The organism is Chryseobacterium koreense CCUG 49689, from assembly GCF_001045435.1.
Lineage (GTDB): Bacteria > Bacteroidota > Bacteroidia > Flavobacteriales > Weeksellaceae > Kaistella > Kaistella koreensis.
In genome coordinates, this window is the sequence record NZ_LFNG01000008.1 from 69,909 (window position 1) to 91,276 (window position 21,368).

The 21,368-nt window shown below is 38.2% G+C and carries 17 protein-coding genes; 6 read left to right on the top strand and 11 right to left on the bottom strand.

The annotated features are described in order from the left end of the window. Nucleotides 1-28: 28 nt before the first annotated feature. The 4 genes from ACM44_RS07205 to rpiB all read right to left on the bottom strand — a co-directional run bounded on the left by ACM44_RS07205 (nucleotide 29) and on the right by rpiB (nucleotide 4,415). Complete coding sequence (locus tag ACM44_RS07205; protein WP_048499362.1) at nucleotides 29-955, bottom strand: S66 peptidase family protein; 927 nt, start codon at nucleotides 953-955, stop codon at nucleotides 29-31. Further along, nucleotides 955-1,635: a LysE family translocator gene (locus ACM44_RS07210; RefSeq protein ID WP_048499363.1), complete on the bottom strand. Its 681-nt coding sequence runs from the start codon at nucleotides 1,633-1,635 to the stop codon at nucleotides 955-957. Before ACM44_RS07210 ends, ACM44_RS07205 begins: the two co-directional genes overlap by 1 nt. Nucleotides 1,636-1,735: 100 nt before the next feature. After that, nucleotides 1,736-3,889 (bottom strand): ribonuclease R, encoded by a 2,154-nt coding sequence (gene rnr / locus ACM44_RS07215; RefSeq protein WP_048499364.1) that lies wholly within the window; start codon nucleotides 3,887-3,889, stop codon nucleotides 1,736-1,738. 94 nt (nucleotides 3,890-3,983) lie between these two features. Next, entirely contained in the window at nucleotides 3,984-4,415 is a 432-nt protein-coding gene (gene rpiB / locus ACM44_RS07220; RefSeq protein ID WP_048499365.1) for a ribose 5-phosphate isomerase B, read from the bottom strand. Between the two features lie 667 nt (nucleotides 4,416-5,082). Here rpiB and ACM44_RS07225 point away from each other — a divergent pair. Further along, nucleotides 5,083-6,273, top strand: a complete 1,191-nt coding sequence (locus ACM44_RS07225) for a phosphoglycerate kinase (RefSeq protein ID WP_048499366.1) — start codon at nucleotides 5,083-5,085, stop codon at nucleotides 6,271-6,273. 60 nt (nucleotides 6,274-6,333) lie between these two features. On the opposite strand, the gene ACM44_RS07230 is transcribed toward ACM44_RS07225, so the two are convergent. The 7 genes from ACM44_RS07230 to ACM44_RS07260 form a co-directional block, all read right to left on the bottom strand. Continuing rightward, nucleotides 6,334-7,425 (bottom strand): acyloxyacyl hydrolase, encoded by a 1,092-nt coding sequence (locus ACM44_RS07230; protein WP_048499367.1) that lies wholly within the window; start codon nucleotides 7,423-7,425, stop codon nucleotides 6,334-6,336. 56 nt (nucleotides 7,426-7,481) lie between these two features. Next, nucleotides 7,482-8,300: a class I SAM-dependent methyltransferase gene (locus tag ACM44_RS07235; RefSeq protein ID WP_048499368.1), complete on the bottom strand. Its 819-nt coding sequence runs from the start codon at nucleotides 8,298-8,300 to the stop codon at nucleotides 7,482-7,484. Nucleotides 8,301-8,381: 81 nt separating this feature from the next. After that, on the bottom strand, nucleotides 8,382-10,244 hold the full coding sequence (gene mnmG / locus ACM44_RS07240; RefSeq protein WP_048499369.1) for a tRNA uridine-5-carboxymethylaminomethyl(34) synthesis enzyme MnmG: 1,863 nt from the start codon (nucleotides 10,242-10,244) through the stop codon (nucleotides 8,382-8,384). Nucleotides 10,245-10,431: 187 nt separating this feature from the next. After that, nucleotides 10,432-10,839, bottom strand: a complete 408-nt coding sequence (ybeY, locus tag ACM44_RS07245) for an rRNA maturation RNase YbeY (protein WP_048499370.1) — start codon at nucleotides 10,837-10,839, stop codon at nucleotides 10,432-10,434. A 4-nt stretch (nucleotides 10,840-10,843) separates the two neighbouring features. Continuing rightward, complete coding sequence (locus tag ACM44_RS07250) at nucleotides 10,844-13,003, bottom strand: patatin-like phospholipase family protein (protein ID WP_048499371.1); 2,160 nt, start codon at nucleotides 13,001-13,003, stop codon at nucleotides 10,844-10,846. After that, nucleotides 13,003-15,447, bottom strand: a complete 2,445-nt coding sequence (locus ACM44_RS07255; RefSeq protein WP_048499372.1) for a bifunctional UDP-N-acetylmuramoyl-tripeptide:D-alanyl-D-alanine ligase/alanine racemase — start codon at nucleotides 15,445-15,447, stop codon at nucleotides 13,003-13,005. The genes ACM44_RS07250 and ACM44_RS07255 overlap by 1 nt, the downstream gene beginning before the upstream one ends. Then, nucleotides 15,448-16,032: a thymidine kinase gene (locus ACM44_RS07260; protein ID WP_048499373.1), complete on the bottom strand. Its 585-nt coding sequence runs from the start codon at nucleotides 16,030-16,032 to the stop codon at nucleotides 15,448-15,450. 57 nt (nucleotides 16,033-16,089) lie between these two features. On the opposite strand from ACM44_RS07260, the gene ACM44_RS07265 reads away from it, so the two are divergent. The 5 genes from ACM44_RS07265 to ACM44_RS07285 are packed head-to-tail and all read left to right on the top strand — an operon-like array spanning nucleotide 16,090 to nucleotide 21,353. Next, nucleotides 16,090-17,097, top strand: coding sequence for a hypothetical protein (locus ACM44_RS07265; RefSeq protein ID WP_241477152.1), 1,008 nt, complete (start codon nucleotides 16,090-16,092; stop codon nucleotides 17,095-17,097). Between the two features lie 25 nt (nucleotides 17,098-17,122). After that, nucleotides 17,123-18,499, top strand: a complete 1,377-nt coding sequence (locus tag ACM44_RS07270; RefSeq protein WP_048499375.1) for a UDP-N-acetylmuramate--L-alanine ligase — start codon at nucleotides 17,123-17,125, stop codon at nucleotides 18,497-18,499. 37 nt (nucleotides 18,500-18,536) lie between these two features. Further along, on the top strand, nucleotides 18,537-19,271 hold the full coding sequence (gene rsmI, locus ACM44_RS07275; protein WP_048499376.1) for a 16S rRNA (cytidine(1402)-2'-O)-methyltransferase: 735 nt from the start codon (nucleotides 18,537-18,539) through the stop codon (nucleotides 19,269-19,271). 11 nt (nucleotides 19,272-19,282) lie between these two features. Further along, complete coding sequence (gene fabG / locus ACM44_RS07280; RefSeq protein ID WP_048499377.1) at nucleotides 19,283-20,026, top strand: 3-oxoacyl-[acyl-carrier-protein] reductase; 744 nt, start codon at nucleotides 19,283-19,285, stop codon at nucleotides 20,024-20,026. A 1-nt stretch (nucleotide 20,027) separates the two neighbouring features. Beyond that, nucleotides 20,028-21,353, top strand: coding sequence for a hypothetical protein (locus ACM44_RS07285; RefSeq protein ID WP_048499378.1), 1,326 nt, complete (start codon nucleotides 20,028-20,030; stop codon nucleotides 21,351-21,353). The last annotated feature ends 15 nt before the right edge of the window (nucleotides 21,354-21,368 follow it).

The window sequence follows — 21,368 nt, forward strand, 5'->3', positions numbered from 1 at the left end:
TCAAGTTTCAGGTTTCAAGTTTCCGGTTTTAAAATTCGATCTTAACCTTTTCCTTAATCTCAACCTTGATATTTCCACCAATAATCAGCGGTCGGTTGTCATAAATATGCCCATTCGGAAAGCCGAAAACAGTTGGAAAATCGTATTTCGCGATTCGCTCGGAAATGATTTTATACGCCAACTCATCAAAACTTTCTTCGTAGTTTTTGTTGTCTTTTTCATCGCCCATATTGGTCATTCCACCGATAACGAGTCCTTTAATTTTTCTGAAAACTCCCGCCAAATCCAGCGATTTCAACATTCGGTCTAAAGCATAAAAATGCTCGCCGATATCTTCAATGAATAGGATTTTATCTTTAAAATTAAAGGAGTAGGGGGTTCCCAAAAGTGCATAAATCAACGCCAGATTTCCGCCGACCAATTCACCTTCCGCTTTTCCGTTTTTGTTGAAATCGTTTTTAGCAATGCTGTATTTCGGAAGTTTTCCTTTCAGAATGTCGAAAGTCAAGTCATAGCTTTCATCGGTCACTCCAAAACTTGATGTCTTGATGGTTTGTCCATGAATGGAGGCAAAACCGTTTTTCAACAAAAAACTCTGAATCACCGTGTTGTCCGAATATCCGATATACCATTTCGGGTTTTTTCTGAACTTTGAAAGCTTCAAATGTCTAAGCAAATGCTGACAACCGTAACCTCCTCTTGAAGCCCAAATCGCGGATATTTCCTCATTATTTAAAGCCCAGTTCAGATCCGAAATTCTTTCTTTTTCGGTTCCGGCATAATTGTACCCGTTTGGAAATTTCGTGTAGAGATGTTTTCCCAGAACGGGTTCAAAACCTTTGGATTTGATCATTTCCAAGCCTTTCTGCAATTGGGATTCTTCCACAGCTCCCGCCGGAGAAATAATGGCGATTCGGTCGCCTTTTTTCAATGCTTTTGGAAATATGGGATTCATCAGTGCATTTGTTTTTGTTCGGTTTTTTCAGCCTGCTCCAGTTTCTTGTCGAATTGGTTAAATTTTTTGAAACTTTGAAGAAAAATAAAGATGCTGAACGCTACCAAAATAAAACCAACGCCTCTTCGAATGGTGTTTGCGATGCGTTGGTTGAGTTTATCGTGAAATTGTTTGGCAAGGGAAATTTTCAGGAAATCGATGAGTAAATAGGTTCCCACAACCAATCCCATATAAAGCAGAAAATCCCTAATATCCGGATAAGCATTTCTCACGGAAACCACGGTAACCAACCAAAAAAGTACCACTCCGATGTTTAAAATATTAAATAAGAAGCCATTCAAAAATGTTCTGCCATAATTTTGGCTGATGATTTTTTCTTCCCCGTGAAGATGCATTTTTGTGCGGGAAACCATCATATAAAGGGCATAAATAAAGATGATGAAAGCTGTAATTCTGTAAAATCCTGGATGTTTGTCAATAATTTCGACCAAATCAGCGCTGGCAAAATAGGAGGCGACAATACATAATATATCTGCTACAACCACGCCTAAATCAAGAGCAAGTGCATGTTTGGGACCTCGGGAAAAACTGGTTTCGATCAACAAGAAAAAAATGGGTCCGATGAAAACCAGACTCAGCATAATTCCCAAGCCAACAGAAGAGAATATAAGTTCAAACATATTGCAATAATTCTTAACGTATTTTGGACGAAGGCTTCATTTTACTCCGTGCAAATATACATTTTAAGATTTATCTGGAAATTTCAATGCGCAAAAATCCCTATTTCACGATCTTGAAATCCAGCTGTTTTTGAACCAGATTTGCCTTCATCACCTTGATTTTCACCTCATCTCCCAATTGATATTGATTACCGGATCTTGTTCCGTAAACCAGGTGATTTTTGGCGTCATACATATACGAATCATCCATTAAGTCGCGTAATTTGATCAGTCCTTCTGCGCCGTTTTCAGGAATTTGAACCCAGAAACCAAATTCGGCGACACCGGAAATCACACCGGTGAATTCTTCGCCCAAATGTTTTTCCATGAACTTCACTTGCATAAACTTGATGGAATCCCTTTCAGCATCAGCTGCAAGTCGCTCCATACTACTACAATGTTTACATTTTTCTTCGTATTCCTGTTTATTTACGGATTTTCCACCATCCAGATAATGTTGCAAAAGCCGGTGCGCAATCAAATCGGGATATCGGCGAATCGGTGAGGTGAAATGGGTATAAAATTCGAAACCAAGTCCATAATGTCCGATGGGATCTGTGGAATATATTGCTTTACTCATCGAGCGCATCGCCAAAGTTTCAATCATGTTTTCTTCTCCTTTTCCCTGCACGTCCTTCAACAGTTTATTTAGTGATTCCGCCACTTTTTTGGTATTTGCCAAATTCAGCTGGTAACCAAAAGTCCCGACAAATTCTCGCAATGCCTCCAATTTTTGCGGATCCGGATCATCGTGGATTCTGTATATAAATGTCAGGTTCGTTGGTTCGCCTTTTCCGCTCAATGAAACATATTCCGAAACTTTCCGGTTTGCCAGAAGCATAAATTCCTCGATCAGGTGGTTGGAATCTTTGCTCATTTTAAAATAAACTCCGATGGGTTCGTTGTTTTCATCCAAATTGAATCGTACTTCACTTCGGTCAAAAGTAATCGCACCTTTGTTGATTCGATCTCTTCGCAAAATCTTTGCAAGCCGGTCCAATGTGAGTATTTCTTCGCTCAAATCTCCATTTTTCGTCTCTATTCTTTCCTGTGCATCTTCATAGGAAAGCCTTCTGTCTGAATGGATTATGGTTCTACCAAACCACTGTTTCAATACATTTGCATTATCATCCAGTTCAAAAACTGCTGAAAACGTGTATTTATCCTCATTTGGACGAAGCGAGCAGACATCATTGCTCAACACTTCCGGCAGCATTGGAACCACTCTGTCAACCAAATAAACAGAGGTAGCGCGGTTGTATGCTTCTTCATCAATTATGGTTCCTGGAGTCACGTAATGGGAAACATCTGCGATGTGCACTCCAATTTCCCAGTTTCCGTTTTCTAATTTTTGGATGGAGAGGGCATCATCAAAATCTTTAGCATCTTTTGGATCGATGGTTAAAGTCAAGACATTTCGCATATCTCTTCTTTTTGCCACTTCATTATCGTTGATTTTGCGGTCGATCTCATTGGCTTCTCTTTCAACTTCTTCGGGAAAACTATAAGGTAATCCGTATTCTGCCAAGATCGAGTGGATTTCAGTTTCATGTTCTCCCGGAGCACCCAAAACATTGATAATTTCGCCTTCTGGATTTTTGGAATCGGAATCCCATTTCAGCATTCTTACCACCACTTTGTCTCCATCACGGGCATTAAGCATTTTTCCTTTTGGAACAAAAATATCGGTATTGAGGTGCTTTTTGTCGCTTACCACGAAACCAAAATCTTTGTGCTTGATGAGCTGAAAAGTTCCCACAAATTCCTGGCGGCTCCTTTCGATGACTTCTAAAACCGAACCTTCCAGCTTTTTTCCTTTGAAATGATAGGTCACAATCAGCACGGTATCACCTTGCAATGCATGTTTCACATTTTTGGCGTGAATGAAGATATCGTCCTCCAAACCTTCCACTTTCACATAGGCATTTCCGGTTTGATTAAAGTCGATAACTCCGGTCAAAGTACCTTCAATCTTAAGGTTTACGATGTATTTTCCCTGTTCCACTTCCTTAACTCTATCCTCTGCGCGAAGTCTGTGCAAAGCTTGAACAACCAGTTCTCTTTGGCGCGGATTCCGGTAATCGATTCCCTCTGCAATCTGCTTGTAGTTATAAATTTTAGTGGATTTCTCATTCATAAAACGCAGAATCAGACGACCCAATTCTTGCAGTTTATGGTTGTTTTTATGGGATATGAAATTTGATTTTTTTGGCATAAATGGTTGATGTTTTTGTTAAATTACAAAAATGAGGAACTCAACTCGAATAAATTCCCCGATATGATCTGATCAAGTGGATGGTAGCGGAGTGCTAAACACAGGAAATTTTTTCCACTCTCTTTTCATGTCTTCCCCCTTCAAAAGGTGTTTCCAAGAATTTCTCCACAATTTCGAGTGCGAGTTCTTTGGCAATAAATCTCGCCGGAATGGCCACCATATTGCAATTGTTGTGTTTTCTCGCAAGTGAGCCCAATTCCGGCATCCAACATAACGCACACCGAATTTTCTGGTGTTTGTTGGCAGTCAGCTGAACACCTTGTCCGCTGCCGCATATCAAAATTCCCAATTCATTTTCACCGTTCTCAACCGAAGTCGCGGCTGGATGAACAAAATCCGGATAATCCACAGAATCCAGGGAATTGGTTCCGAAATCCTGTATTTCATATTGGGAAGAAAGTTGATTTTTCAGGTATTCTTTATATTCGAAACCGGCATGGTCACAAGCGATAGCTATTTTTTTCATTTTATGGAGGGATTTGTGGGTGTGTTTACAAATTTAAGATTAATAAAATAAAAATGGATTGATTAAATTTTAAATATAAAACTGGTCATGCTAAAAATTTCCCTTCTTTGATCCTTATCAATTGATTTACTTAACTTTATCAACTAATTATTTAATAATTTCAAAAATTTTAGAAAGATAAAGCTCAAAAAATACCACTGTCTAAAATAGGTGCAAAATCTAGTGAAAGGATGTGGATAACTTTGTGAAAGAATTGTTTTTTTAATTCATATTTAATTCATATTGCAGAAAAATTCCAATTGGTTTCCGAAATAAGTTTGAAAAGTTTTGGTGTGGAAATGATGACGTTCTCCATATCGCGGTTCCAAGTAAATGCGCTGCAAAGGAATTATCAACAATTGTTAATAACAGTTAAAAACAGTTAAAAATCAAAGTGTTAAAATGTGTATTTAATATGAATTGAGTTTTAACTAAATGTTACGAAAAAAGAGAAAATTTCTTTTCCACAATATCCACATTTACAACAACAGCATTCATATTCTTATTTATAAAAAAAGAAAGTAATGTTGGGTAAATGAGATTTGCCAGTTTGTGGAATTTTATCCGTGATTTAATTTTTAGTCGTGGGATTAAATCTTAAATTTGTGAAACCAAAATCAAGCCATTTATGAAGACCATTCTAGATTTTAATTTTAGGGATCAAAAAGCGTTGGTACGTGTGGATTTCAATGTTCCGCAAAATGCAGATCTAAAAGTAACTGATAATACCAGAATTCAGGCAGTGAAGCCTACGGTTGACAAAATTTTGAGTGATGGTGGATCCGTCATCCTCATGACGCATTTGGGAAGACCAAAAGGAAAGTTTTCTGCGGAGTTTTCATTGAAGAACATTGTTCCTGAGATCGAGAAAGTTTTTGGCAAAGAGGTTAAGTTTTGTCCGGATTGTGTTGGAGAAGAAGCTGTGAATATGGCTAAAAATTTACAAGCGGGTGAGATTTTATTGCTGGAAAATTTAAGGTTTTATAATGAAGAGGAAAATGGCGACCAAGTTTTCGCTGAAAAATTGTCAAAGCTGGGTGATGCCTATGTAAATGATGCATTTGGAACTGCTCACAGAGCACATGCTTCCACGGCGGTGATTGCACAGTTTTTTCCTTCAACTAAATTTTTCGGTTTATTGATGGCTAAAGAACTTGATGCGATTGAAAAAGTCTTGAAAAAAGGTGAAAAACCAGTTACGGCGATTTTGGGAGGTTCCAAAGTCTCCACTAAAATCACTATTATTGAAAATATTTTGCCTGCAGTTGACAATCTTATTATTGGCGGTGGAATGGCATTTACCTTTATCAAAGCTTTGGGCGGACAAATTGGAAATTCGTTGATAGAAGTTGACAAACAACAACTTGCATTGGAAATTATAGAGAAGGCAAAAGCTGAAAATGTAAAGGTTTATTTGCCGGTGGATGCTGTAATTGCGGAAGAATTTAAAAATGATTCGCCAAATAGAGATTGCAATATTTACGATATTCCGGAAGGATGGATGGGATTAGATGCCGGTCCAAGAAGTCGGGATATTTTTAATGATGTGATTCTTAATTCCAGAACTATTCTGTGGAATGGTCCCATTGGAGTCTTCGAAATGTCCAATTTTGCTGCCGGTACTGTTTCATTAGGTGAAAGTATTGCAGAATCTACGAGATTGGGTGCTTTTTCGCTTGTAGGTGGTGGTGATTCAGTAGCATTTGTGAAACAATTTGGATATGATGACCAAGTAAGCTATGTTTCCACCGGAGGTGGAGCGATGTTAGAAAGTCTAGAAGGGAAGGAGCTTCCCGGAGTTTACGCAATCAATAATTAGTTAAACTAAATCTTTAGTTTTAAAAATAAAAATGAGTAAGATTACTTTGCTCATTTTTTTTTATAATCTTGCAAACAAGCCAAAACTAATGAAGTCTGCTTGAACTTGATGGGCGGTCATGATGGATTCTGCTCCAAGTTTTGGTGTGAAATAATACCGTAAACCTGCTTTCCAGTAGGTTTTTTGATTATATGGACTTTTGAAATAGAGGTAGTAACCGTAGTTTGCATTGAAGGAAACTTTATTCATTTTTATTTCTGTTCCAACGCTCGTTCCGATTCGCCAATGTTCCCACGATTTACCCCAATACGGTACACTGTCATCATAAACTTCCGGATTGAACACCTGATCGTAGTAAACCGCATCCAAACCGATCTTGAAACCAAGGGTATTATTTATAAAATAAGAATAGGCCGGTGAAATGGCAACCCTGTAAAATGCTTCCTTCACTTTATATTTTCCCCGTTGACCAACTCCGATCGCGATTTCTAATGCCTGCTTTTTGACCTGCGTTTCTGGTTGTTGATCCTGTTCAGTGTGCGTCGGTATATTAAAGTTCCTTTGAATGCCGATGGATGCGGAAATGGTGTTTACTCCTGCATTCGGTAGTTGTATGGCACCGTTGGAGAAATGCAGGAACGAGAGGCGAGAAGTCAAAGCATAATTTTTTGTGAGATCATACTGTATTCCTAAACCAGCGTCAAACATCGCATTCAGATGACTTCCAAAAAAGTAGGAATCAGGATCGGTATGGACCGTTTTGGTAATATAGGCAAGTCCTAGAGTGGGGGAGAAGAGTACTTCGAAATCTCTAAATTTCATCAGCCTGAAATCCACATTGGCGGATGCAGCGTAAACTTCTCCAAATCCATAATTTCTTCCCCACAGGTTATTTTGCATTTGGTCCAGGTCCAAATAGATCAGATTATATTTGATGTTTTTTGCCGAGAGAAATTTCACCCATTCCTCAGTTCGGTTTTCCAGATTGGTTCCAAATGTTAAAGAATGTCCGTAAATATTATTTTTGATGTCGCCTTTTATTTTTCCCACACTTTGTGCGGTGATGAAATTGTATCCAATAAAATGTTCAACAGAATTTTGGGATTGGAAGAGTAAAGGTATTGCTGTGAGTAAAAAATAGAATTTCTTCAATAGCGGTGAATTTTGGTGAAAAATTGACTTTCAGAAACGGCTCAAAAATACAAAAACTATTTTTTTCCGATCACATATATCAAACTGGAAAATTCGCCTGATTTTATAGCCTTAAAATTAGAAATTGCTCCGTAAATCATTCCTTTAATCCAAAAAAGGGGTGATTTTTTATATTTTTCGCTGAGCATTGAAATATAGAACGCATCCAAATGAAGTGGTTTTATTTTTTTCAAATTCCAGTTCTCGTTGTTCATTAATTTTTTCATTCCGGATTTTGAGAAGTGGAAAACGTGACGAGGTACATCGTACGCTGCCCAAAATTTTCCATAATGTTTCGCGTCGAAAGAGCTTTGGTTTGGAACTGCGATGATCAATAATCCATTGGTTTTCAGTTTTTTATAAAATTTATCAAGTATATATTGTTGATTTTCAATATGTTCTAAAACATGCCATAAAGTAATGGCATCTAAGCTTTCATCTTCGATGGTGCTTAAATCATGTAAGATTTTTGTTTTGGATAATTTTTTGATTGCGGCATTTTGTGCGGATTGATTCGGCTCAATTCCAAATGTAGTAAAATCATCTTCGATATATTTTAAAAATTCGCCGGCGCCACATCCGTAATCCAATACTTTTGCATGGAGGAAAAGTTCCTTCGCTAGAATATTTCTTTTATAATTCAAGTTGAATCCCTGAAGAAATTTATACAGCTTTTCTTTTAAAGTTCCCGAATCCTGATGGTGGGAAATATAGTCCTTGCTTTCGTAATATTTGTCCAAATTTTCTGGGAGTGGGGTAGTCTGCAGAACTCCTGGGATTTCTGTTTCCACGACTTCGAACTCTTCCTGTGTTAAGAAATGATCTTTGATTTTCATTTTTGCAATTTTCCTTTAAAGACGAAATGTAAGGATTTGATTATTTTGTATTCATAATGTTTCACGTGAAACATAGTTGTGTCATCGGCCTAGATAAATCAAAAGTACGTTGATGTCCGCTGGTGAAACACCGCTGATTCTTGATGCCTGTGCAATGGTTTTCGGTTGTATTTTTACAAATTTTTGTCTGGCTTCGGTGGAAAGGGAAGCTATTTTAGAAAAATCAAAATCTTCCGGAATTTTAATAGTCTCCAAACGGTTTAGTTTTGCTACATTTTCTTTTTCTTTTTCAATATAACCACGGTATTTGATATTGATTTCGGCCTGTTCACGAACTTCTTCACTATAATTTTTTGTAGTAGTTTTGATGAAATCAATTTCGTCTAATTTTTCTAAGGTCATATTCGGTCTGGTCAAGATCTGTGCTGCGCGATATGCTTGATCTACCGGTGCAGATTCAATTGTTTCTAAAATGGGATTGATGATTGTGGGTTTAAGAGAGGTGTCTTTTAAAAAGCCTTCTAGTTCAATGCTTTTTGAAATTTTTTCTTGCACTTTTTGAAGCCTTTCCAACTTGGCTAAACCTAAATTATATGATTTTTCGGTTAAACGGATATCGGCATTGTCTTGTCTTAAAAGTAGGCGGTATTCAGCTCTGGAGGTGAACATTCTATAAGGTTCTTCCGTACCTTTGGTGATCAGATCATCAATTAATACTCCGATGTAGGCTTCGTCTCGGTTCAACGTAAATTCCTCTTTTTCGTGAACCTTATTGTGTGCATTGATTCCCGCAATTAGTCCTTGTCCTGCAGCTTCTTCATATCCGGTTGTACCGTTTATTTGTCCTGCAAAATAAAGGTTTTGAATCAATTTTGTTTCCAAAGTGTGATTCAATTGGGTAGGAGGGAAGTAGTCGTATTCAATGGCGTACCCTGGTCGGAAAACTTTTACATTTTCGAATCCTGGGATATGTTTCATGGCCTTAATTTGGACCTCTTCCGGTAGTGAAGAGCTGAATCCGTTCACATAGATTTCTACAGTTCTCCAACCTTCTGGTTCCACAAACAGTTGATGACGGTTCCTTTCTGCGAATCGGTTGATTTTGTCCTCAATACTCGGACAATATCTTGGTCCGATACTTTGAATAGTACCGTTAAACATGGGACTCCTGTCAAATCCTTCCCTTAAAATTTCATGAACGGTTTCGTTAGTATAAACGATGTGGCAACTTAATTGTTTTTCAAGTTTTGGTGAATCCAGATAGGAGAATTTTCCAGGATTTTCGTCGCCTTTTTGTTCCTCCATTTTGGAATAATCCAAGCTTCTTCCGTCCACACGTGGAGGAGTTCCTGTTTTCATTCGACCCGCTTCAAAACCTAATGAAACCAGCTGTTCGGTAATTCCAAATGCTCTTGGTTCGCCCATTCTTCCGCCTCCTAATTGTTTGTCTCCCACATGAATTAGGCCATTTAAAAAAGTTCCGTTTGTTAAAACTACTGATTTTCCTCTGATTTGGATTCCCAATGAAGTTATCACGCCTGCGACTTTATCATTTTCAATGATTAGGCTTTTTACCATGTCCTGAAAAAAATCAAGATTTGGGGTATTTTCCAGTGCAAGTCGCCATTCTTGTGCGAATAACATTCTGTCGTTTTGAGTTCTGGGAGACCACATTGCCGGTCCCTTAGAGAGGTTCAGCATCTTAAACTGGATTGCGGATTTGTCTGCAATAATTCCAGAATAACCGCCCATTGCATCAATTTCTCGTACAATTTGACCCTTGGCAATCCCACCCATTGCAGGATTACAGCTCATCTGACCGATGGTCTGCATATTCATGGTGACCAATAAAGTTTTTGATCCCAAGTTTGCTGCAGCAGCAGCTGCTTCACAGCCAGCATGACCTGCTCCAACAACGATTACGTCATATATTTCGTTTATCATTTTATGAAAGATAAATGATGTTTTAAATTAACAATGTTTCACGTGAAACATTTAAAAAAAATATTGGCATTTTTTACCTTAACCAGACCCTACCGCAGTGTTTTCCCCGATACAAGCATTGGATATCGCGTCGGAGTGTGGAGTAGGGGTCCTGAATATCTGCACTGGGCAGCGCGGGAAATAGCCCCTAAAGAATATTTAAATAAAAATCTTCCTTTGCTCGCATTTCGGCGATTTCTTCGTCTGTTTTATCTTTGTATCCTATCAAATGAAGAATTCCATGTGCCAAAACCCTATGAAGTTCTGATTTAAAGTCTTTTGCCAAAGTTTTGGAGTTTTCTAAAATGCGCGGCAAAGATACAAAAATATCAGCGGATATGGTTTTGCCCTTTACGTAGTCGAAAGTAATGATATCGGTGTAGTAATCGTGATCCAGGAAATCTCGGTTTACTTTGAGCAGGTATTCATCATCGCAGAAAATGTAGGTAATCTCACCCAGTTTCCTGTTCTCAGAAATGATGAGTCCTTCCAGCCATTTTATGGTGTTTGGTGAAATTTCAATCTGGTCTATATTTTCAAAGAAAAACTGTATCATAAGCTTAAAACCAGTGTCCCAAAATGACACTTAATATTCCGTTACTGGTGGTAAATGAGCGGCTGTAATTTAGTTTGATTTGACCGAATGGCAACCTGTAGCCGGCCGTCAATCCGCCAGAAGTTTCCCCAATATGGAATACTTCCTTCACCTGTATTCGATCAAACAGATTGGCAAAATTGAGCTCCGCAGTAGCGAAATAGTTTTTTAAAATTTTAAATTGCACTGCATTTGTTGCGGTTAGTAAATTATTTGCATGGAGGTATCCGAATTCATATCCTGGAAACGGGATGAAATTATTCAGATTTTGTTCAAATATTCCCCCGATCTGATAATTGTAATAAGCATCTAAATTGTGTCCGACCGTAAACCCGCCGAAAAGATCCAGTTTATAGGTTAACCATGAGTTCACCGGAAAATTCATTTTGGTGGTTATTTTGGCTTGAAAAGGCTTTTCTTTCTTTTCCTTATCAAACAGGTCTATTATTTTTCCCTCCATGTTCAGATAAAATCCTCGTGTGCCGAAATTTTTCTCATCACGGGTATCGCTCTTGATAAAAAAGTAGGGATTGATGAAGTTCTTGCTTTCTATGGATGTCCCGGCGTTTGTCCTTGCTTCATAATAATCATGGCTAAAACCGCCTCCAATTGCATAGCGGTCCTTCCAGACCGACTGTATATATGCTTCAGTACGGAACCAGTTCCAGGTATCGCGGATATATCCTTTGAAATCTTTCAGGTCCAAGGTCATTCCGGAACCATAAATTCCAAATCCCGGAATATATCCGTTGTCAATGAAATAATTGAAGTAATATCTTGGTTTGTCCCCCACCACCACGTCGAGAGAAATAATCGCATTCCGGAACAGAAGCCTTTTTGCTGTGGCATTGAGCAGCAATCCAGTTTTGAAAATTTCATCATAATGCAGCCCAAATTTTAAGAAAAACCGGGTATCATCCTCCGTTACATCCAGCATCAAATAGTTCTTGTCATTCTTTGTGACGAGGTCATAATTGATCAATTTATAATTGTTGGTAGCATAAAGTTTGTCCACCATTTTGTTGATGGTGCCATAAGTTTGAATGGAAGGCAATTTCAGGTTCATTTTTCCTAAAATGTAGTTTTTTCCAAAGATATTGGCATTATCCAATTCTAGACTATCGATTTTGTAAACATTGGTATAAATGGTATTTGTAGGGGAACGCAGGAGCTGTTTTTCCCTTTTTGGCAAAAGCGATAAGACCTCTACATACTTTCTTGCTACCACAAATCCGGAATCCAGGATCGCTTTTTTGGCATCATAACTTGTAGCATTTAATCCTTTCAGATTGGGGTGGATATTAATGTCTGTGTAATTGGATTGGATTTTGGTTTCTTTTCTTATTCCGAAATCAATCACCTGATTCAAAATCGCAATAGCCGACTGCAATTCGTCACGATTAGCCAAAGGCTGACTCAAATCTACCCCGATGATAACATCTATTCCCTTGTCTTTTAATGGTTTAGATGGAAAATTAACGGTTATCGCACCATCGATGTAAATGGAGTCCCCAATTTTTACAGGATCCATCAATCCGGGAAAAGCAGAACTCGCCATGATTGAAGATACCAAATCACCTTTTTCGAAAATTTCCATCTTGCCACTTTCCAGGTTGGTTGCGACGCACATAAACGGAATCGGTAATTTTGAGAAATCATCAATGTTTGAAACGTTTTTAAAGAGTTCCTTTAATAGATAAATATTCTTTTGACCGGTTGAAATTGCTTTGGGTAAGAAATTAATTTTCCCTTTGGATACGGGTATGGTAAGAAGATATTTGTCAACCGATTTGCTGAAAAATGAAGTTTCCTGGCGCGTTTTTTCATTGGCAATTATCGTATAAAAATCGGTATCCATTACGATTTTTTCAATTTCATTTCCGGTGTATCCTGATGCATAAAGTCCGCCAACAATCGCACCCATACTGGTTCCCGAAATATAGTCAATTTTAACGCCCAGAGAATCAAGTACTTTCAGAACTCCAATATGGGCAAATCCTTTTGCGCCTCCCCCGGAAAGTGACAAACCGATCTTGGCATTTTCTGGAACTTTAAAGCCTTCTTTCACTTGTGCAAAGTGAAAAGTCGCAAAAAATAGCAGCAAGAAAGGAAGTACTTTTTTCATTAATCTTTGATGTAGATTCTTTTAACCCGTCGAGAGATTGACGTTAAAACTTCATAAGGTATTGTTTTGCAGTAATCTGCAAATTCCTCTAAACTTGGTTTGGAATTGAAAATCATTACTTCTTCGCCGTCTTTCACCGGAAAATCACCGATGTCTATCATCATCATGTCCATGCAAACGTTTCCTACAATCGGAAAGGTCCTATTCTGGATTCCGATATTTCCCACCTTATTTCCAATGAGTCTCGGTATTCCATCGGCGTAACCCACTGGAATTGTGGCAATTCTGGTTTTATTTTCTACCCTGAATCTTCTATTGTAGCCCACAGAATCACCTTCATTCACTTCTGAAATTTGTGAAATCACTGTTTTAAATCGAACGGCACTTTGCAATTTCTTCTTGATCTCCGGATCAGATGAAATTCCTACCATTCCAATCCCTATTCGCACCATATCAAATTGATAATCAGGATAATTAACTATTCCGGAGGTGTTTAAAATATGCCGAATTGGCTGATAATTTAATCCGGAAATTAATTTCTCCGAATTTTTCGTGAAAATATGGAACTGATCTAAAGTATATTTTTCTTCAGCGGGATCATCGGAAGAAGAAAGGTGGCTGAAAATACTTTTGACTTTCACATTCATCGATTTCAACTGATCAATTAAATCATCCAGTTCATCTCCTTTAAAGCCAAGTCGGTGCATTCCCGTTTCCAATTTAATGTGAATCGGATATTTCTGCTGAATTCCTTTGCGGATGAGTTGTTGGTTGAACAGTTCCAAAACCCGAAAACTGTATATTTCCGGCTCCAAATCATAATCAATAATGATATCGTAACTGTGCTGTTCGGGATTCATCACCATAATCGGTGTCGTAATTCCATTTTTGCGCAAATCCACTCCTTCATCGGCATAAGCAACTCCCAGATAATCAATATGGTGGTGTTGCAAAAATTCCGCAATTTCATATCCACCCAATCCATAAGAATATGCTTTCACCATCGCCATCATTTTGGTTTCGGATTTCAGCAATGATTTGTGGATGTTGATATTGTGAAGAATTGCGTTGAGATTTACTTCTAAAACGGTATCGTGTTTTTGAAGCTCGAGATGGTTTTTTACTTTTTCAATTTCGAATTTTCTGGCGCCTTTCAATAGAATCAGTTCATTTTCAATCTGATTAAACTGTTGATTGGCAATAAGTTCATGTGTGTTACTGAAAGTGAAACATTCAGAATTAAACAGACTTGAAAATTTTGAAATTTCGTCACCAACGAGGAAAATTTTGCTGAAGTTTTGCTGATTGGTCAGGTTGGCTACTGCTTGGTAAAGATGATTCGAGTTGAGGCCTTCTACAAAATCAGTCAGAACCAATGATTTTTTGGGCTTGTTGTATTCTTTGATGAATTGATAGGCAATTTTCAATGAATCAAGATCTAAGTTAAAAGAATCATTGATAATCAAATTGTTACGAACCCCATTCACGCTTTCCAAACGCATTTCGATCGATTTTAGGGCATTGAGCTTTTGGATGATTTTGGTATTGGAAAATCCAAACTCTTTTAAAACGGCAATGATGCACAATACATTGCTCAAAGTTGCTTCATCTCTTTGTGAAACCGGAACCACAAATTCTTCGTCAAAATATCGGATCAGCAGATCCTCATTCTTGTTATTCCAGTTATTTTTGATGAATATATTATTGACGCTTTTTAGTCCAAATGATATTAATTTTTTACTTGAGTAAAGGTCATTAAATTTGCGGTAAACCAAATCGTTATCGCCATTGAAAATGATGAGTTGAGAATCATTAAATAATGAGATTTTTTCATCGATCAGTTGCGATTCATTTTCGAAATTGGAAGCATGCGCGGAACCAATATGCGTTAAGATTCCTATCTGAGGCGGAAAGATTTCCGCCAATATTTTCATTTCGTTAGGTTTGGAAATTCCCACTTCAAAAATCCCGAGCTGATGATTTTGATCGATTTCAAGCAGAGAGATCGGAAGTCCAATCTGTGAATTAAAACTTTTGGGACTTTTCACGGTATTAAACTCGTCAAAAAGCGATTGATAAAGCCATTCCTTCACAATGGTTTTTCCATTACTTCCGGTAATTCCGATGGTTTTCAGCTCAAATTGTGCCAAATGAAATTTCGATAAATCCTGCAGAAATTTCACTGAATTTTCCGCAATAATCCACGTAACATTTGGAATATCATGGAGTTGATGTTCGGAAATGATAACAGAAATTCCTTTTTCAACGGCAGAATAAATATATTTTTCACCGGAATTTTTCGAAGTATTAATCGCAAGAAATGCAGTGTTCTGCACGGAAAATATATTTCTGCTGTCGAAGGCAATATTCTCAATGTGTATATTTTCATCACCAATCAATTGGCAGCGAGTGATCTCCGCAAGTTGCTTTGTAGTGTAGTTCATTTAGTTTTTCTTGGAAATTTCTTCATTAAAAACTTTTCTGCTCACCGCCTCGTAACTTTCGGTTTCGCCCAATTGCACCAAATCTGTACTCGCCGTGGTTCGCATAGAATAATTGGCAAGATTTCCCGTGCGTTTGCAGATGGCGTGAACTTTCGTCACATATTCGGCAGTAGCCATGAGATTGGGAATGGGTCCAAAAGGTCTGCCTAAAAAATCCATATCCAATCCGGCAATTACAACACGTATTCCGTTATTTGCCAATTGATTGGCAACTTCCACGATGCTTTCATCAAAGAATTGGGCTTCGTCAATTCCCACCACATCGCAGGTGGAACCGAGCAGCAGAATTTCGTTTGGACTTTCTACCGGTGTGCTTCGGATGGTGTTGCGATTATGGGAAACCACCTCCTCTTCGGCGTATCTTGTATCCAGTTTGGGTTTGAATATCTCCACATTTTGTCCGGCCATTTCTGCCCTTCGAAGTCGACGAATCAATTCCTCGGTTTTTCCGGAAAACATTGAGCCGCAGATTACTTCCATCCAGCCGCTTTGTTTGGCGTGATTTATTGTATTTTCTAAAAACATTTGTTAAATTAGCCGTAATATTTAAGATATCAAAAATAAGGAATTTTAATAGAATCTATGATGGAAAATATCCAGGAAATACAGGATAAAATTTTTTTTGAGGCTAAAAATGCGCTTGAATCCCTTTCAAAAATTACTTCAATTGACGAACTTTTAGCAAAGCAGGATTTGTTTTCTGAAGTTACTGACAGGATTGCCTTTCTAAGAATTTTGGAAAAGAACATAGATTTGCTTAATGTAGATTCACCAATTCAAACAGCTGATAATCAAGAATTAAACTTAAATTTTGATAATGAACCTGCGGTGAAACTTGACGAGAATATAGACGATGCTTCTGCAGATGATCATGAAATGGAAGAGGAGGTTCTTTTCACCAACGAACTAAATGATATTGAGGAGGAAGAACATCTAGTCGATCCGATTTCCGAAGTAATCACCGATGAAACTGGGAACGAGGAATTTGAAACCATTCCTGCCGAGGATCAGATAGGAGCTGAAGAATTGGATTCATCCAGTTATGAATCTCGTGTTGCACAGAAAGAACGCGAATTCAGAGAGTTGGAGGAAAGACGAAGAAAGATCGTGGATTTCAATAAAGAAGACGTGGTGCACGAACGGAAAGTAGAAGTGCCTCACGAAAATAAAGCCGAAGAGCATCATCATTCCGATAAAAAATTTAAACTTGCCAATATCAAAGGATTGAAAGCGGTTCAGAATTTATTCGATGAGGATCCGCTTCAGAAATTCAATGACGAAGAAGCAAGACATGAAGCAGCTGCTGAATCCGGAAGTCTCCTAAAAACCAATATTTCAACAGATTTTATGGAGGCTGAAAAGAAAAAGCCGGAATTCAAACTGGACTTGAATGATAAAGTAGCCTTCACTAAAATTTTGTTTAAAGGCAATGATGAAAAGTTGAAAGCAACTGTCGAAAAACTCAATTCATTCGATAATCTGGAAGACGCAAGGCAATATTTGAGCGATATTTATTACGAAAACGATTGGTCCAAAGCCGATGAATATGCGCAGAGATTGTGGAGTTTGGTGGAGAATAAATTTTTGTAAGTGCTTTCCTGTAGCCCATAAATACATGATAAACAAAATTGATCAGTTCCAAAACGTTTTCTTCATCGGAGTTGCCGGAGTTGGAATGAGCGCAATTGCGCAATACTTAAAGGGAATCGGAAAAGATGTTTCCGGAAGTGACCGGTATTTTCATCCCGATGAATACAACAAAACCAAAACGCAGCTGGAAGCCGAAGGAATCAAATGTTTTCTTCAGGACGGAAGTGGAATTGACGAAAATACTGATTTAGTAGTAGTTTCCACCGCAATTGAAGATACCGTTTACGAAGTTCAGAAAGCAAAGGAATTGGGAATATCGATTATCCGACGAAGCGAACTTTTGTCCATCATTGCGAAAAGCAAAAAAACGATTGCTGTTGCAGGAACCTCCGGAAAATCAACCACTTCAGCGATGCTTTACCAGATTTTGCTGGATGCCGGTTTCCAACCCAGTATTATTTCCGGTGCAGGTCTTACTTCCATCATCAAACAGGGAAAAATCGGAAATGCAGCGATCGGAAAAGGAGATTGGCTCATCATCGAAGCTGATGAAAGTGACGGTTCAGTAGTGCAATACGAACCGGAAATAGGTTTGCTTTTAAATATCGACAAAGATCATCAGGAAATCGAGGAATTGATTGATTTATTTACAATTTTTAAAAATAACACAAAGGGTTTATTTATTGTAAATCAGTCAAATACATTGGCTAAAACATTGTCTGCGGATCTGGAGTGTGATTTCGGTTTTGAAGATGAAAACGCTCGCTACAGCGTGACAGATTTTAGCCAAAATGGTTTTTATTTGTCTTTCCGAGTGCTTGGTCAAGCCGTGAATATGAACTCCATTGGGAGACATTCTGCGGAAAACGCGGCTGCAGCAATCGCAGTCGCCAATCAAATTGGAATTGATCTTGAAATTTGTGCCGATAGTTTGGAACATTATGAAGGGATTTACCGCCGCCACCAAATTCTGGGTCAGAAAAACGGAGTCTGGGTCATCGACGATTATGCGCATAATCCGGCTAAATGTGCTGCTTCCATAAAGGCTTGTCAACCTTTGGCAAAAAAACTGATTGCCTGGTTTCAGCCACACGGATATAAACCGACGAAGTTTTTGAGAAACGATTTTGTAGAAGAAATCTCGCATGCACTGCGACCACAGGACGAAATTTGGATGAGCGAAATTTTCTATGCCGGAGGAACCGCGGAGAAAGATATTTCCGCCAACGACCTGGTAAAAGATATCTCCGCAAATGGAAAAAAAGCTTTCTTTGTGGAAAACCGAAATGATTTGTTAGAAAAACTTCGACCGGAATTGACTGAAGGAACGGTTCTCTTGCTGATGGGAGCGCGCGATCCGAGTTTGGAGGAGTTTTGTAAGAAACTTTATGAGCAACTTTAAATGAAGTCTAAAAATCTTTGTAATCTATGAGAAGCTCATGAGCGGAATCCTATACTTCGTACCAACCCCCATCGGAAACCTGGAAGACATGACTTTCAGGGCGATCAACGTTTTGAAGGATGTGGACTACATTTTATGTGAAGACACCAGAACTTCTGGAGTTTTGCTGAAGCACTATGAAGTAGTTAAACCACTGAAAGCGTATCACTTACACAATGAACATCATAGCACGCGGAAAATCATAGAAGATTTAAAAAACGGGCAAAATGTAGCCATCATCACCGATGCGGGAACACCCGGAATTTCGGATCCCGGATATCTTTTGGCAAAAGCCTGCGCAGATGAACATATTGAAATGATCTGTTTGCCGGGAGCAACTGCTTTTGTTCCGGCTTTGGTGGTTTCCGGATTACCAAACCACGATTTTTATTTTGCGGGTTTTTTGCCCCAGAAAAAAGGAAGACAAACGAAATTGAAACAGTTGGCAGAAGAGAGGAAAACCATTGTTTTGTATGAAAGTCCGCACAAAATCAACACTACTTTGGAACAGATTAAGGAATTTTTCGGTGAACACACCAGGATCAGTTTGAGCAGAGAAATTTCCAAAAAGTTTGAGGAAACTAAAAGAGGGACTATCAATGAATTAATTGAATTCTCTAAAAGCAAGACTTTAAAAGGGGAGATCGTTTTGGTGGTGAATAATTCTGAAATTAAGGAGGAGGAAAATGAAAAGCCTTCTTCAAAAAATAAATATAAAAATATTCATAAATAACAACTTAATATATGAAGCTATTAGAAGGAAAAGTTGCCGTCATTACAGGTGCGACGAGAGGAATCGGAAAAGGTATTGCAGAGGTTTTTGCTAAAGAAGGAGCAAAAATTGCGTTCACCTATGCAGGATCCGTGGATAAAGCGAAGGAGCTAGAATCTGATTTAAGTAAAATTACCCAAATTAAAGGTTATCAATCTGATGCGTCGGATTTTGATGCAGCCCAAAGGTTGGTGGACGAAGTGATGGCCGAATTCGGGCAGATCGATATTCTCATCAACAATGCGGGAATCACGCGAGACAATTTGATGCTCAGAATGTCCAAAGAAGATTGGGACACCATCATCAAAGTGAATCTGGATTCTGTTTTTAATCTTACGAAAGCGGTGATCAAACCAATGATGAAGGCAAAATCGGGATCCATTATCAACATGACTTCTGTAGTTGGAGTCAAAGGAAACGCGGGTCAGGCGAATTACGCAGCGTCAAAAGCCGGAGTAATCGGATTTTCTAAATCAATCGCTTTGGAACTGGGTTCCAGAAATATCCGCTGCAATGCCATCGCACCAGGATTTATCGAAACTGAAATGACTGCCGCTTTGGACGAAAAAACGGTGCAGGGATGGAAAGATGCGATTCCATTAAAACGTGGCGGAACACCGGAAGACGTTGCAAATGCCTGTGTTTTCCTCGGTTCCCAAATGTCATCCTATATCACAGGACAGGTTCTGAATGTGGATGGCGGAATGTTGACTTAAAATGAGGTTTCTAGAGAACTCTCTTTTCATTTTCGCGATACTTATTTTCGTTGCGTTCGGATATTTCACTTTTTTTAATGTTTACCAAACCGACGACTATATTTTCTCGTTTTTTACCAGGAAATTTGGTTTTTTTGGTGCAGCTTGTGATCTGTATCTGCATTGGGGTGGAAGATATTTCGGCTATTCCCTAAATTTGCTGAATCCTGTCGCCCTGGATTCTGAAAACCTACTCCCGAAAATTTACCCGATGCTGTTGATGGTTTTATTTATCACGGTAGTTGCGGTAAATTTCCGGGAATTTTTTGGTTATTCGCTTGCAGATTCCTTTAAGAAGTCATTTTTGTTTTTCTTTTTTTACACCGTACTTTTGCTTAGCCTTCCCGAACATTTTTTCTGGATTACGGGTTCAAACATCTATTTCTTGCCGGTAATTTTTTCTGGAATTTTACTTTTTTGTTTAAAGAAATTCCACAGCGGCAAAGAAAAGGGATGGCTTTATATCTCTATGATCCTTATTGTTTTAACGATTGGAAATAACGAGATCATTGCTTTGATTCTTGAGGGATCATTACTGGTGAATTATTTTTACAGAAGGAACAAAGCCCATTTACTTTTAGCCATCGTTTCGACAGTTTGCCTCTTTGCCAGCTTTTTGGCTCCCGGAAATTTTGGCAGAATGGCAGAAAATAATGATGAGTTCATTATTTTATGGGCAAAACGGGCTGTTTTTTTGATCATGAATCTCTTTCATCTGACCTTAAAGTGCATTTTGATTTTACCTTTATTTATTAAGGTTTTCGAAAAGGAGCTGATGGAAATTAGTGCGAGATTTGATCGAAAGAATCTAATTGTTGTCTGGGTAATCTCATTCATTCCGATGATATTTCTAGCGTTTTTAATGAATAGAATCGGAAGACAGTTTGAAAACATACAGGTTTTTTATTTCCTCACGTCTGCTGTTTTGGTGGTTTCTTTTTTTAATGTGAAATTGAAAAAATTTTGGTGGATGAGCCTTTTGGTTTTAATACTTCCAAAAATTCACGTTTTTCCTGATAAATTTTCTGCTTTCGACTTCAATTTCAATATGTATGATATTGGGAATGAATTATTTAAAACAGATTTGGCAAAGTATGATGGGGAAATCGCTGACAGGATTGACCGAATTCGAACATCCCGAACAGATTCGGTGGTGGTTCCCAAAATATCGGAAGTTCCTAAAGTGCTCTATTTTGACGAATTATCAGCATTAGGCGAACCAAAATCTTATACCAACGATCAGCTGGAAAAATACTTCCAAAAAAAATCCATCACGGTAGAAAAATAATTCTTTCGTGATGGA

What these genes read in the sequence shown, in the direction of transcription:
- ACM44_RS07265 (WP_241477152.1), top strand. Translation starts at nt 16,090, where the DNA reads ATGATGGAAAATATCCAGGAAATACAGGATAAAATTTTTTTTGAGGCT.
- ACM44_RS07225 (WP_048499366.1), top strand. Translation starts at nt 5,083, where the DNA reads ATGAAGACCATTCTAGATTTTAATTTTAGGGATCAAAAAGCGTTGGTA.
- ACM44_RS07210 (WP_048499363.1), bottom strand. Translation starts at nt 1,635, where the DNA reads ATGTTTGAACTTATATTCTCTTCTGTTGGCTTGGGAATTATGCTGAGT.
- ACM44_RS07235 (WP_048499368.1), bottom strand. Translation starts at nt 8,300, where the DNA reads ATGAAAATCAAAGATCATTTCTTAACACAGGAAGAGTTCGAAGTCGTG.
- rpiB (WP_048499365.1), bottom strand. Translation starts at nt 4,415, where the DNA reads ATGAAAAAAATAGCTATCGCTTGTGACCATGCCGGTTTCGAATATAAA.
- fabG (WP_048499377.1), top strand. Translation starts at nt 19,283, where the DNA reads ATGAAGCTATTAGAAGGAAAAGTTGCCGTCATTACAGGTGCGACGAGA.
- ACM44_RS07255 (WP_048499372.1), bottom strand. Translation starts at nt 15,447, where the DNA reads ATGAACTACACTACAAAGCAACTTGCGGAGATCACTCGCTGCCAATTG.
- mnmG (WP_048499369.1), bottom strand. Translation starts at nt 10,244, where the DNA reads ATGATAAACGAAATATATGACGTAATCGTTGTTGGAGCAGGTCATGCT.
- ACM44_RS07270 (WP_048499375.1), top strand. Translation starts at nt 17,123, where the DNA reads ATGATAAACAAAATTGATCAGTTCCAAAACGTTTTCTTCATCGGAGTT.
- ACM44_RS07285 (WP_048499378.1), top strand. Translation starts at nt 20,028, where the DNA reads ATGAGGTTTCTAGAGAACTCTCTTTTCATTTTCGCGATACTTATTTTC.
- rnr (WP_048499364.1), bottom strand. Translation starts at nt 3,889, where the DNA reads ATGCCAAAAAAATCAAATTTCATATCCCATAAAAACAACCATAAACTG.
- ACM44_RS07250 (WP_048499371.1), bottom strand. Translation starts at nt 13,003, where the DNA reads ATGAAAAAAGTACTTCCTTTCTTGCTGCTATTTTTTGCGACTTTTCAC.
- ACM44_RS07205 (WP_048499362.1), bottom strand. Translation starts at nt 955, where the DNA reads ATGAATCCCATATTTCCAAAAGCATTGAAAAAAGGCGACCGAATCGCC.
- ACM44_RS07260 (WP_048499373.1), bottom strand. Translation starts at nt 16,032, where the DNA reads ATGTTTTTAGAAAATACAATAAATCACGCCAAACAAAGCGGCTGGATG.
- ybeY (WP_048499370.1), bottom strand. Translation starts at nt 10,839, where the DNA reads ATGATACAGTTTTTCTTTGAAAATATAGACCAGATTGAAATTTCACCA.
- rsmI (WP_048499376.1), top strand. Translation starts at nt 18,537, where the DNA reads ATGAGCGGAATCCTATACTTCGTACCAACCCCCATCGGAAACCTGGAA.